This window comes from Aquabacterium sp. (genome assembly GCF_050725395.1).
Lineage (GTDB): Bacteria > Pseudomonadota > Gammaproteobacteria > Burkholderiales > Burkholderiaceae_C > Aquabacterium.
The window spans coordinates 1-12,799 of record NZ_JBOHHL010000063.1; the positions used below are offsets into that span (position 1 = coordinate 1).

The following is a 12,799-nucleotide window of genomic DNA, read 5'->3' on the forward strand; positions in this document are numbered from 1 at the left end:
GACAGGGATCCCACTCGGTGCGCCACAGGAAACTGAACCCGTATTCGCGGATGGCAGGCCAGGCGCCCACGATCAGCGAACCGATGATCGCCAGCAACAGCGTCAGGGTGAGCAAAGCGGCACCACGTGCCAGCATCGCGAACACCCAGTCGGCCCAAGGCAGGGTCACACGGCGGGGAGGAGGATTTTTCATGAAGGATGTTCGTCCTTGGGAAGACGCGTCATCGGCCCCGTCAAGATTGGCGGGCAGGATTGCAGTCATGGCGTGCGAGCCTCCATCAACAACAAACCGGGCACCTGAAGGCGCCCGGCAAAGGATCGGTCAAATCAGATCACTTGTAAGACAGTGGCTTGCCCGAGGCATCGGCCACGGTGGCCCACTGCTTGCGGACCAGGTCCTTCACGGACGCCGGCAGCGGCACGTATTCCAGATCGGCCGCGGTCTTGTCGCCGCTGGCATAGGCCCACTCGAAGAACTTCAAGGTGCTGGCGCCTTGCGCTGGCTTTTCCTGGCTCTTGTGCAGCAGGATGAAGGTGGCGCCACTCAAGGGCCAGGCTTCCTTGCCAGCCTGGTTGGTCAGCACTTGGTAGAAGGACTTGTCCCATTCGGCGCTGGCAGCGGCGGCCTTGAAGGTCACGTCGTCGGGCTGCACATAATTGCCCGCGGCGTTCTTCAGGGAAACGTGCGACATCTTGTTCTGCTTGGCATAGGCGTATTCAACGTAGCCGATCGAATTCGGCAGGCGTTGCACGAAGGCCGAAACACCTTCATTGCCCTTGCCACCCGCGCCAGCAGGCCAGTTCACGGCGGTGCCTTCACCAACCTTGGCCTTCCACTCGGCGTTCACCTTCGACAGGTAGTTCGTGAAGATGAAGCTGGTGCCCGAACCATCGGCGCGGCGAACCAGCGCGATCACGGCATCAGGCAAAGGCACACCGGGGTTCAGGGCCGTCAGGGCTGGGTCGTTCCACTTGGTGATCTTGCCCAGGTAGATGTTGCCCAGCACTTCGCCGGTCAGCTTGATCTGGCCAGGCGTGATGCCCTTGATGTTGACCACGGGCACGACGCCGCCAATCACGGTCGGGAATTGCACCAGGCCTTCCTTGGCCAGTTCTTCGTCTTTCAGGGGCATGTCGGTGGCACCGAAGTCCACCGTCTTGGCCTTGATCTGCTTGATGCCTGCGCCCGAGCCCACCGATTGGTAGTTGATGCGCACGCCAGTGGCTTTGTTGAACGAGTCAGCCCATTTGGCGTAAACAGGCGCCGGGAATGTGGCACCCGCGCCAGTCACGTCCTCGGCCAGCGCCAGACCGGCCGACAAGGACAGGGCAACAGCCACCGCAGCATGGATCATCTTGAATTTCATGTGTTCGCCTTTTAAAACCTGTGACAGACAAATTTCTCAAGGTGGACTGTAGGCGGGCATTGTGACGAGTCTATGACAGGTCTGGTCGCGTTGTCACAAATCCAAAAGGCCCATGCGGCCCATGTGACATGACGCTTCTGTCATTTTCAGGTCACGTGAATGTCACATGATACTTTTAAGGTGCCGGGGTTGCCCCAGATGGTCTGCGGGCAGGCATTGAACCGGAGTATTTCAAGATGCGCAACATCCCCACCACCGCGACACGTTTGCTGGCCACCGCCTGGCTGTCCACCATGATGCTGTTGGGCGGCCAAGCACACGCCCAGGACGCAGCACCCGCCACGGTCGTGGCCATCGCCGCGCGCGCGCCAGAGTTGTCGACGTTCTACAAGCTGGTTCAACAAGCCGGCCTGGGTGCCAGCCTGGAAGGCTCCGGCCCGGTCACGGTGTTCGCACCCACGGACGATGCCTTCAAGGCCGTGCCCGCCGCCACGCTGGACAAGCTGTCCAAAGATCCAGAGTTGCTCAAATCGGTCTTGAACTACCACGTGGTGCTTGGCGCCTTGAAGGTTGAGAACATCAACGCCAACAGCACGCTGACCACGGTCAACGGCGCTCAGATCGCCGCGTCCAAGGCCGGTGATTTCGTCACGGTGGACGAAGGCCTGGTCACCAAAGCCAACTTGGTGGCTGGCAATGGTGTGGTGCACGTCATTGACCGCGTGCTGATGCCCGCCGTCAAGAAGTAAACCAGAACGGTCCGCTCATCAGGACTGGACTGCTTCGGCCAACTGCTCCGCACAGCGGTTGGCCAGTTGCCCATCCTGGGCTTCGACCATGACACGCAGCAAAGGTTCGGTGCCTGACGGACGAATCAGCACACGCCCGCGGCCATCCAGTTGCCGCAGCACGGCTTCTTGGGCGGCGGCCAGCGCTGCGCTGTTTTTCCAGTCCTGCCCGGCCTTCAAGCGCACATTGATGAGCCGTTGGGGAAACAAGGTCACACCCTCAAGCCTGCTCGACAGACTTTGGCCGCTGCGGGCCACCGCCTGCAGGATCTGCAAGGCACTCACGATGCCATCACCCGTGGTGTGGCGGTCCAGGGCGATCAGGTGGCCCGAGCCCTCCCCGCCCAACTGCCAGCCGCGGCTGAGCAACTCTTCCAGCACGTAGCGGTCGCCCACCTTGGCGCGCACGAAGCCCACCCCCCTTTCCTGCAAGGCCAGCTCCACCGCCATGTTGGTCATCAACGTGCCAACGGCCCCCGGCACGGCCTGGCCTTGCGCCAGGCGGTCGGCCACCATCACGTACAGCAACTCATCGCCATTGAAGAGGCGACCATCGGCGTCCACCAGTTGAAGGCGGTCTGCGTCGCCATCCAGGGCGATGCCGTAGTGCGCATGGTGATCCTTGACCGCCTGCACCAGCGCCTGGGGATGCGTGGCCCCCACGCCATCGTTGATGTTGACGCCATTGGGTGCGCAGCCGATGGAAATGACCTCGGCACCCAGTTCGTGGAATACCTCGGGCGCGACCTGGTAGGCCGCGCCGTGTGCCGCGTCCACGACCAGTTTCAAGCCCTTGAGCGACATCGAGGACGCGAAGGTGCTCTTGCAAAATTCGATGTAGCGGCCGCGGGCATCTTCCAGACGACGCGCCTTGCCCAGCTTGGGCGACTCCACCCACGCGGGCGGCACTTCCAGGGCAGCCTCGACATCTTGCTCCCACTGGTCGGGCAACTTTTCGCCCTGGGCCGAGAAAAACTTGATGCCGTTGTCGGCGAAGGGGTTGTGCGAGGCACTGATGACCACGCCCAGGTTCAGGCGCAGGGCGCGTGTCAGGTAGGCCACGCCAGGCGTTGGCAGCGGGCCGGTCAAGAGCACATCCACCCCTGCAGAGGCAAAACCGGCCTCGAGGGCTGACTCGAGCATGTACCCGGAGATGCGGGTGTCCTTGCCGATCAGCACCGTGGGATGGGATTCCGAACGCCGCAAAACCTGTCCTACTGCATGCCCCAGGCGCAACACGAAATCAGGCGTGATGGGGGTTTGGCCAACCGTGCCACGGATGCCATCGGTTCCGAAATATTGTCTGCTCATGGACAGTGCGGTGTGAAAAAGGGTGGTCGATTGTGACGCGGAATTTCTCCGGCAGGATCACAAAATTAGGGGGTTTCGGAAGCCGACCACACCTTCAATGCATCGACCGTGGCGGCCACGTCGTGGACGCGCACCACGTGTGCGCCACGGTGCACGCTGGCCAGCGCCGCGGCCAGGCTGGCCGCCAGGCGGTCGCCCACCGGCTTGCCTGTGACGTGGCCCAAGGTCGACTTGCGCGACCACCCCACCAGCAGGGGCAAACCTAACTCGGCCAGCTCGCGCTGCCTCCGCAGCAGGTCCAGGTTGTGCTCCGGCGTCTTGCCGAAGCCAACGCCAGGGTCCAGGCACAGGCGGCTGAGCGACAGGTTTTGCTTCACCAGGGCCTGCACGCGTTCACTCAGAAAAGTGCGCACCTCGTCGATCACATCGGTGTACTGCGGGCGAGTCTGCATGGTGGCAGGATCGCCCTGCATGTGCATCAGGCAGATGCCACATTGGCCATGTGCGACCACGGCTGCCTCGGCCCCCGGGGCCTGCAAGGCGCGGATGTCATTGATGATGTCGACGCCAAGGTCCAGGGCCCGCTGCATGACGGGGGCCTTGCAGGTGTCCAGCGACACCGGCACGCCCAGTTTGAGCGCACCTTGCAGCACGAGCCCGACCCTGGCCCACTCCTCATCGACGCTCAATGTCGGCGCACCAGGACGGCTGGACTCGCCACCAATGTCGAGGAGGTCGGCCCCCTCTTTCACCAGTTGTTCGCAGTGCCGCAGCGCAGACGCCGCATCACCGTGCTGGCCCCCATCCGAAAACGAGTCCGGCGTCACGTTGACGATGCCCATCACCTTGGGCGTGGACAGGTCGATGCGGAATCGTGTGGTTTGCCAGAACATGGAAAAACGACCTTGAAAATGACAACGGGGCCGAAGCCCCGTTGATGAACCGCACCTCAAGGGCGCCGTGGAGGATCAGGCCGCAGCCGGCGCACCGTCAGGGCTGACGGGTGGCTTGGTGCCGCCGCCAGGGGGCGTGCCACGGGGCAGCCAATCTTTGGGCGGGCGAGGCTCGCGACCGCTCATGATGTCCTCGATCTGCTCGGCGTCGATGGTTTCCCATTCGAGCAAGGCCTTGGCCATCGCGTGCATTTTGTCCTGGTTGTCTTCGATGAGCTTGCGGGCCACGCCGTACTGCTCGTCGATGATGCGGCGGATGACGTGGTCGACGGTCTGCATCGTCTGCTCGGACATGTTGGTCGTCTTGGTGACCGAACGGCCCAGGAAGACCTCGCCTTCGTTGTCGGCGTAGACCATGGGGCCCAGTTCGTCGGTCATGCCATAACGCATCACCATGTCGCGGGCGATGCCGGTGGCACGCTCGAAGTCGTTGCTGGCACCGGTGGTCATCTGGTTCATGAACACCTCTTCGGCGATCCGGCCACCGAACAACACCGAAATGGTGTCCAGCATGCGTTCCTTGTCCATGCTGTAGCGGTCGCCTTCAGGCAACTGCATGGTCAGGCCCAGGGCACGGCCACGCGGGATGATCGTGACCTTGTGGACCGGGTCGGTCTTGGGCAGCATGCGGGCCACCAGGGCGTGTCCAGCCTCGTGGTAAGCCGTGTTGCGGCGCTCTTCCTCGGGCATGATCAGCGACTTGCGCTCCGGGCCCATCATGATCTTGTCCTTGGCCTTCTCGAAGTCCTGCATCTCGACCACACGGCCATTGCGGCGTGCGGCGAACAGCGCGGCTTCATTGACCAGGTTGGCCAGGTCGGCACCGGAGAAACCAGGCGTGCCACGGGCCAGGATGTCCGAACGCACGTCTTGGCCCACGGGCACCTTGCGCACGTGCACGTTCAGGATCTGTTCGCGGCCACGCACGTCGGGCAGGGTCACGTAGACCTGGCGGTCGAAACGGCCGGGACGCAGCAAGGCCGGGTCCAGGATGTCCGGGCGGTTGGTCGCGGCGATCACGATCACGCCCAGATTGGTTTCGAAACCGTCCATCTCGACCAGCATCTGGTTGAGGGTCTGCTCGCGTTCGTCGTTGCCGCCACCCAGGCCGGCGCCACGGTGGCGACCGACCGCGTCGATTTCGTCGACGAAGATGATGCAGGGGGCGTTCTTCTTGGCCTGTTCGAACATGTCGCGCACACGGGCCGCGCCCACGCCGACGAACATTTCCACGAAGTCGGAGCCCGAAATGGTGAAGAACGGCACCTTGGCTTCACCCGCGATGGACTTGGCCAGCAGGGTCTTACCGGTACCGGGAGGGCCGACCATCAGCACGCCGCGGGGAATCCTACCGCCCAGTTTCTGGAACTTCTGCGGATCGCGCAGGAAGTCGACCAGCTCCTTGACTTCTTCCTTGGCCTCGTCGCAACCAGCCACATCAGCGAAGGTGATGTTGTTGTTGGTGTCGTCCAGCATGCGTGCGCGGCTCTTGCCGAAGCTGAACGCCCCGCCCTTGCCACCGCCTTGCATTTGCCGCATGAAGTAGATCCACACGCCGATCAGCAGCAGCATGGGGCCCCACGACACCAGCAAGCTCATGATGAGCGAGGGCTCTTCGCGGGGCTTGACGTCGAACTTGACGCCGTTGTTGATCAGGTCGCCAACCAGACCACGGTCCAACAGGGTGGCCGTGCTGCGCAGGCGCTTGTCGTCGCTGGTGACCGCAATGATCTCGGTGCCGCCGCCCCCGTCTTGCAAGGTGACGCTCTTGATGCGCTTGGCGCGGACTTCTTCGAGGAAGTCTGAGTAGCCAATTTGGTTACCGGCCGTCGTGGCGCGATCAAACTGCTTGAACACGGTGAACAGCACGAGCGCCACCACCAGCCAAACAGCAATTTTCGAGAACCATTGATTGTTCACCGCGGCTCCTTATTTCCTATCACCTCTGTGTCGGCCGGCGCAGGATGCAGTCCGAAAACCAAAAACAGATTCAAAAAACCCCGCATCCAAGCCACTGAACACGCAGTCTTCGCGGTACATGGGGATGATTCTATGCGAGTCAAGCCCCCGCTTGCATGGCCCAATCCCCCGACAACCCCAGGATTTGCGGTTCATCATCGATTTTTAGGGCCAATGCCCACTAAAAATGTTTCCGAAGATTTGTCCCGCGAGGCTTTTGGCTTGATCGGTTTGACCACCCGGAATGACTTTTTAAACAATTCCACCAGTTGGCTGTAGCCGCTGCCGTGAAAGACCTTGCAGACCAGCGCACCTTCTGGCTTGAGGTGGGCCAGGGAAAAATCCACAGCCAGTTCTACCAAATGCTCGATCCGCGCCGCGTCCGATGACTCGATGCCACTCAGGTTCGGTGCCATGTCCGAGACCACCACGTCGACGGGCCGACCGCCCACCATGGCGTCGAGTTGCGCCAAAACAGCGTCTTCCCGAAAATCCCCCTGGATGAACTGCACGCCCTCGATGGGCTCGAAATCCAGGATGTCGAGCGCGATGATGGCCCCATTGAGCTCGCCCACAGCCGCACCGCCCACGCCCGCGTCCTTTGGGGCGAATTTACGACGGACGTACTGGCTCCAGGCCCCGGGCACCGCGCCCAGGTCGATCACCAATTGGCCGGGTTTGATCAGATTCAGGCTTTCGTCGATCTCTTTGAGCTTGTAAGCCGCCCGGGCCCGGAACCCATCTTTTTTGGCCATTCGCACATAAGGATCGGTCAGATGGTCGTTCAACCAGGCCTTATTGACCTTTTTGCTTTTCGTTTTGACTTTCATGGCTCGATAATAGAGGTATGCCTGCTATTGAATTGACAACTGCCGAGCGCCGCGCCCTGAGGGCCGACGCGCACCACCTTGATCCCGTCGTCATGATCGGGAACGAAGGCCTGACAACCAACGTCGTCAAAGAGACCGACAACGCCTTGAAAGCCCATGGGCTGATCAAGATTCGCGTACTGGGAGACGACCGCACCGCGCGCAACGACATGTTCGCCGCTTTGTGCGATCAACTGAGCGCCGCACCGATCCAGCACATCGGAAAACTGCTGATTTTGTGGCGCCCGATTCCCGAAAAGGTGACCGAAGAAGCCCAAAGCACGGGCAATGGTTCGCGCATCGTCAAACTCTTGAAATTCTCGAAGAGTGGCACCCGTCGCCCCGAGGTCAAGAAAGTGACCGTGATGGGCAACCAGCGCGTGACCGCCGGCGGCCTGATCAAACGCGCCAAGAAGCGCGTTCCCAGCACCAAGAAGCCCGGCTGAACGGGCTTTTCCCTCAGCGGCGGCCAGTGAGCCGCCATGCCAGGGCCAACACCATCAGGCCCTTGAGCACGAACAAACCAGACGACAAGGCGTGCAGGGTGCCGAAGGACAGCGTGCCCTGCCCCGCCTTGGCCGCCACCACCATCGGGCTCAGGGCAAAGTGGCCCAGCACGGTGGCGAACAAGGCCCCCAGCACCAACAACAACTCGGCCGACATGACCGACTGTCCTGGCTGCCGTGAGCGCTGACGTTCAAAAAAGAACAGCACCATGGCCAGCGCCAGGCTGACATGGGCCTCCACCGCGAAAATGCGCCCGGCCGCCATGCCTGCGAGGCCCCGTTCCAGCACAGCGAAAAGACTGGGCGCAGCGATGCCCCCAACTCCCACCAGAATCCCCGCCCAAAGGGCGGCCAGAAGTGCCTGCAAACGCGCCCTGAAACTCATCGAAAGCATCTATTGGTAGCGGACTTGGATGATTTCGTAGTGGCGCACGCCGCCGGGCGCCTGCACGGCCGCCACGTCACCGGCTTCCTTGCCGATCATGGCGCGAGCGATGGGTGAACTGATCGACACCAAGCCCAACTTGAGGTCGGCTTCGTCATCGCCCACGATCTGGTAGGTCACGGCCTCGCCGGACTCTTCTTCTTCCAGATCAACGGTGGAACCGAAGACCACGCGGCCGCCAGCGTCCAGCTCGGCCGGATTGATGATCTGGGCGGCGGACAACTTGCCTTCGATTTCCTGAATGCGGCCTTCGATGAAGCCCTGCTTGTCCTTGGCGGCGTCGTATTCGGCGTTTTCCGACAGGTCGCCCTGGGCCCGCGCTTCGGCGATGGCCAGAACCACGGCAGGACGCTCAACATGCTTGAGGCGCTGCAATTCCTGCTTGAGCTTTTCAGCCCCATTTTTGGTGATGGGAATGGTCGACATGATGTGTGTCTCTCGAAATGAATGGAGCCGCGCCCGTGAGCCATCTTGCGATGGATTCCGGGCGCGGCCCTCATGGTGATCAGTGGCCAGGGCGATGTTCATCACCCTGGCCGATGACGCAGTTTAGTGCAGTTTGGCGTGAAGTTCTTGCAGTGAATACACCACCAGATCGTCCTGGTGCTTGAGCGCCTCGACGGCGGCCTCGCACCCGGCCATGGTCGTGTAGTAGGTCACCCGGTTGGCCAGGGCGGCCGTGCGGATGCTGCGCGAGTCGGCAATGGCCGTGCGGGTCTCGTCCACGGTGGTGAACACCAACTGTATTTCGCCCGCCTTGATCGAGTCACTGATATTTGGGCGCCCGTCTTTGACCTTGTTCACCGGCTTGACGGGGATGCCTGCTTCAGCGATGGCCGCGGCGGTACCCTTGGTGGCGACCAGGCTGAAGCCCAGGGCGACGAGGTCACGGGCCACCGACACGGCACGGGCCTTGTCGTTGTTCTTGACCGAGATGCACACCGTGCCCTTGGTGGGCAGGCGCGAACCGGCGCCCAGTTGCGACTTCAACATGGCTTCGCCGAAGGTGACACCCACGCCCATGACTTCGCCGGTGGAGCGCATTTCCGGGCCAAGCACCGGGTCGACGCCCGGGAACTTGTTGAACGGGAACACGGCTTCCTTGACGCTGAAATATGGCGGGATGACTTCGCGCGGGGGCTTGCCGTCCGCGCTGGTCTGGTCCTTGAGCTTCTGACCGGCCATGCAGCGCGCGGCGATCTTGGCCAGGGCTTGACCAGTGGCCTTGGACACGTAAGGCACGGTGCGCGAAGCACGTGGGTTGACTTCCAGCACGTAGACGGTGGCCTTGTCCAGGCTGCCCGTCACATCGCCCTGGATGGCGAACTGCACGTTCATCAGGCCGACGACCTTGAGGGCCTTGGCCATCAGGGCGGTTTGGCGGCGCAGCTCTTCTTGCAAAGGCTGGCTCAGGGTGTACGGAGGCAGTGAGCAGGCCGAGTCGCCCGAGTGGACGCCCGCTTGCTCGATGTGCTCCATGATGCCGCCGATCATCACATCGGTGCCGTCGCTGATGCAGTCCACGTCGACCTCGACGGCGTCGTCCAGGAAGCGGTCCAGCAGCACAGGCGACTTGTCGGAGACACGGACGGCTTCGCGCATGTAGCGCTCCAGGTCCTTGTCGCCGTGCACGATTTCCATGGCGCGGCCGCCCAGCACGTAGCTGGGGCGCACGACCAGCGGGTAGCCGATCTCTTGCGCCAGCGACAGGGCCGCTTCTTCCGTGCGGGCCGTGCGGTTGGGCGGCTGCTTCAGGTCCAGCGTGTGCAGCAGGGCCTGGAAGCGTTCGCGGTCTTCGGCGATGTCGATGCTGTCGGGCGTGGTGCCGATGATGGGCACGCCGTTGGCCTCAAGGTCGAGCGCGAGCTTCAAGGGCGTCTGGCCGCCGTATTGCACGATCACGCCGACGGGTTTTTCCTTGTCGACGATCTCGAGCACGTCTTCCAGCGTCACGGGCTCGAAGTACAGGCGGTCGGAGGTGTCGTAGTCGGTCGAGACGGTTTCAGGGTTGCAGTTGACCATGATGGTCTCGTAGCCATCTTCGCGCATGGCGAGGGCGGCATGGACGCAGCAGTAGTCGAACTCGATGCCTTGCCCGATGCGGTTCGGGCCACCGCCCAGCACCATGATCTTCTTGCGGCTGGTGGGCTCGGCCTCGCACTCGGCGCCTTCGACCTCGTAGGTCGAGTACATGTAGGCGGTTTGCGTGGAGAACTCGGCAGCGCAGGTATCGACGCGCTTGTAGACCGGGCGCACGCCTTGGGCGATGCGCGCGCGGCGCACGTCGTGCTGGTTGGTGCCCATCAGCTTGGCCAGGCGGCGGTCCGAGAAGCCCTTCTGCTTGAGGTAACGCAGCTCGGCGGTGCTGAGCGTTTCCAGCTTGCGGGCCTTGACGTCGGCCTCGGTCTTGATGATGTCTTCGATCTGGGCCAGGAACCAGGGATCGATGCTGGTTTCTTCAAAGACCTCGTCCAGGCTCATGCCCAGGCGGAAAGCGTCACCCAGGAAGCGGATGCGCTCAGGGCCGGGTTCACCGATCTCTTGGATGATCTCTTCGCGGTCGGTGCTGATCTCGGTCAGGCCGTCGATGCCGGTCTCAAGGCCGCGCAAGGCTTTCTGGAAAGATTCCTGGAAGGTGCGGCCCATGGCCATCACCTCACCCACGGACTTCATCTGCGTGGTCAGGCGCGAATCGGCGGCGGGGAATTTCTCGAAGGCGAAACGCGGGATCTTGGTGACCACGTAGTCGATCGAAGGCTCGAACGACGCGGGCGTGGCACCACCGGTGATGTCGTTCTTCAGCTCGTCGAGCGTGTAGCCCACGGCCAGCTTGGCCGCGATCTTGGCGATCGGGAAGCCCGTGGCTTTGGAGGCCAGCGCGCTTGAGCGCGACACACGCGGGTTCATCTCGATGACGACCATGCGGCCGTCCTTCGGGTTGATCGAGAACTGCACGTTCGAGCCACCGGTCTCGACGCCGATTTCACGCAAGATGGCGATCGAGGCGTTGCGCAGCAACTGGTATTCGCGGTCGGTGAGCGTTTGGGCCGGGGCCACGGTGATGGAGTCACCGGTGTGCACGCCCATCGGGTCGAGGTTCTCGATCGAGCAGACGATGATGCAGTTGTCCGCCTTGTCGCGAACCACTTCCATCTCGTACTCTTTCCAGCCGATGAGCGATTCTTCGATCAGCAGCTCGTTGGTCGGCGACAGGTCCAGACCACGCTTGCAGATCTCTTCGAACTCTTCGGGGTTGTAGGCGATGCCGCCACCCGTGCCACCCAGCGTGAAGCTGGGGCGGATCACGGTGGGGAAACCCGGGCCGCCGGTCAGCGCGGCGATCTGCTTTTGCACCGCCCAGGCTTCTTCCAGCGTGTGGGCGATGCCCGATTTGGCCGAGCCCAGGCCGATGCTGGTCATCGCGTCCTTGAACTTCAGGCGGTCTTCGGCCTTTTCAATCGCCGTTTCGTTGGCGCCGATCATCTCGACCTTGTACTTGTCGAGCACGCCGTGCTTGTGCAGGTCCAAAGCGCAGTTCAGCGCGGTCTGGCCGCCCATGGTTGGCAGGATCGCGTCGGGGCGCTCCTTGGCGATGATGCGCTCGACCACCTGCCAGGTGATGGGCTCGATGTAGGTGACATCGGCCGTGTTCGGGTCGGTCATGATGGTCGCAGGGTTGCTGTTGACCAAAACGACCTTGTAGCCTTCTTCGCGCAAGGCTTTGCAGGCCTGCGCGCCGGAGTAATCGAACTCGCAAGCCTGGCCGATGATGATCGGGCCGGCGCCGATGATGAGGATGGTTTTGAGGTCTGTGCGCTTAGGCATTGTTCTTCTCCATCAATGCCACAAAGCGTTCGAACAGGTAGCTGATGTCATGCGGTCCGGGCGAGGCTTCCGGGTGACCCTGGAAGCAGAAAGCGGGTTTGTCGGTGCGGGCCAGCCCTTGCAGCGTGCCGTCGAACAGCGACACGTGCGTGGGGCGCAGGTTGGCGGGCAGCGTTTTTTCGTCAACCGCAAAACCGTGGTTCTGGCTGGTGATGCTGACGCGGCCGGAATCCAGGTCCTTGACCGGGTGGTTGCCGCCGTGGTGGCCGAACTTCATCTTGAAGGTCTTGGCGCCAGAAGCCAGCGCCATGATCTGGTGGCCCAGGCAGATCCCGAATGTGGGGATGCCCGTTTCGATCAGCTCGCGGGTGGCAGCAATCGCGTAGTCGCAGGGCTCCGGATCGCCAGGGCCATTGGACAAGAAGATGCCATCGGGCTTGTGCTTGAGCACTTCAGATGCCGGCGTCTTGGCGGGCACCACGGTGACCTTGCAGCCGCGTTGCGCCAGCATGCGCAAGATGTTGCGCTTGACGCCGAAGTCATACGCGACCACGTGGAACTTGGGCGCGGTTTGCTGGCCGAAGCCTTCGCCCAGCGTCCATTCGGTTTCGGTCCAGACCGAGGTCTCGGTGGCGGACACCACCTTGGCCAAGTCTTGGCCGGCCATGTTGGGCGCGGCCTTGGCCTTGGCGATGGCGTCGGCTTTCACCGCATCGGTGATGGCCTGGCCGGCGGGCAAGCCGACGATGCAGCCGTTTTGCGCACCCTTGGTACGC

At 62.5% G+C, this 12,799-nt stretch carries 11 protein-coding genes and 1 pseudogene; 2 read left to right on the top strand and 10 right to left on the bottom strand.

What is annotated here, in order from left to right; all coding sequences use genetic code 11:
- Together pstC and pstS are read right to left on the bottom strand one after the other, a co-directional pair.
- Positions 1-193 (bottom strand): annotated as a pseudogene (pstC, locus tag ACREB4_RS20545) (phosphate ABC transporter permease PstC); the annotation flags it as partial.
- Between the two features lie 139 nt (positions 194-332).
- Positions 333-1,367 (bottom strand): phosphate ABC transporter substrate-binding protein PstS, encoded by a 1,035-nt coding sequence (gene pstS, locus ACREB4_RS20550; protein ID WP_431590106.1) that lies wholly within the window; start codon positions 1,365-1,367, stop codon positions 333-335.
- A gap of 236 nt (positions 1,368-1,603) precedes the next feature.
- Here pstS and ACREB4_RS20555 point away from each other — a divergent pair, with 236 nt between their 5' ends.
- Positions 1,604-2,116 carry a fasciclin domain-containing protein gene (locus tag ACREB4_RS20555; RefSeq protein ID WP_431590107.1) on the top strand — a complete coding sequence of 171 codons (513 nt, stop codon included), beginning with the start codon at positions 1,604-1,606 and terminating at the stop codon, positions 2,114-2,116.
- A gap of 18 nt (positions 2,117-2,134) precedes the next feature.
- On the opposite strand, the gene glmM is transcribed toward ACREB4_RS20555, so the two are convergent.
- The 4 genes from glmM to ACREB4_RS20575 all read right to left on the bottom strand — a co-directional run bounded on the left by glmM (position 2,135) and on the right by ACREB4_RS20575 (position 7,208).
- On the bottom strand, positions 2,135-3,466 hold the full coding sequence (glmM, locus tag ACREB4_RS20560) for a phosphoglucosamine mutase (protein ID WP_431590108.1): 1,332 nt from the start codon (positions 3,464-3,466) through the stop codon (positions 2,135-2,137).
- A gap of 65 nt (positions 3,467-3,531) precedes the next feature.
- A complete protein-coding gene (gene folP / locus ACREB4_RS20565; protein ID WP_431590109.1) occupies positions 3,532-4,359 on the bottom strand; it encodes a dihydropteroate synthase in 828 nt (275 codons plus the stop codon).
- Positions 4,360-4,434: 75 nt separating this feature from the next.
- Positions 4,435-6,339 (bottom strand): ATP-dependent zinc metalloprotease FtsH, encoded by a 1,905-nt coding sequence (gene ftsH, locus ACREB4_RS20570; RefSeq protein ID WP_431590110.1) that lies wholly within the window; start codon positions 6,337-6,339, stop codon positions 4,435-4,437.
- Positions 6,340-6,533: 194 nt separating this feature from the next.
- Positions 6,534-7,208 (bottom strand): RlmE family RNA methyltransferase, encoded by a 675-nt coding sequence (locus tag ACREB4_RS20575; RefSeq protein WP_431590111.1) that lies wholly within the window; start codon positions 7,206-7,208, stop codon positions 6,534-6,536.
- A 17-nt stretch (positions 7,209-7,225) separates the two neighbouring features.
- Between ACREB4_RS20575 and yhbY the strand changes: the two genes are divergently transcribed.
- Positions 7,226-7,693: a ribosome assembly RNA-binding protein YhbY gene (yhbY, locus tag ACREB4_RS20580; protein WP_431590112.1), complete on the top strand. Its 468-nt coding sequence runs from the start codon at positions 7,226-7,228 to the stop codon at positions 7,691-7,693.
- Positions 7,694-7,706: 13 nt separating this feature from the next.
- Here the strand turns inward: yhbY and ACREB4_RS20585 are convergent, their stop codons facing one another.
- The 4 genes from ACREB4_RS20585 to ACREB4_RS20600 form a co-directional block, all read right to left on the bottom strand.
- Positions 7,707-8,138 (bottom strand): DUF4149 domain-containing protein, encoded by a 432-nt coding sequence (locus ACREB4_RS20585; protein ID WP_431590113.1) that lies wholly within the window; start codon positions 8,136-8,138, stop codon positions 7,707-7,709.
- Positions 8,139-8,147: 9 nt separating this feature from the next.
- Positions 8,148-8,624, bottom strand: coding sequence for a transcription elongation factor GreA (greA, locus tag ACREB4_RS20590; protein WP_431590114.1), 477 nt, complete (start codon positions 8,622-8,624; stop codon positions 8,148-8,150).
- A gap of 123 nt (positions 8,625-8,747) precedes the next feature.
- A complete protein-coding gene (gene carB, locus ACREB4_RS20595) occupies positions 8,748-12,023 on the bottom strand; it encodes a carbamoyl-phosphate synthase large subunit (protein ID WP_431590115.1) in 3,276 nt (1,091 codons plus the stop codon).
- The coding region (locus ACREB4_RS20600) for a carbamoyl phosphate synthase small subunit (RefSeq protein ID WP_431590116.1) at positions 12,016-12,799 on the bottom strand (784 nt) is incomplete at its 5' end. The genes carB and ACREB4_RS20600, both read right to left, overlap by 8 nt.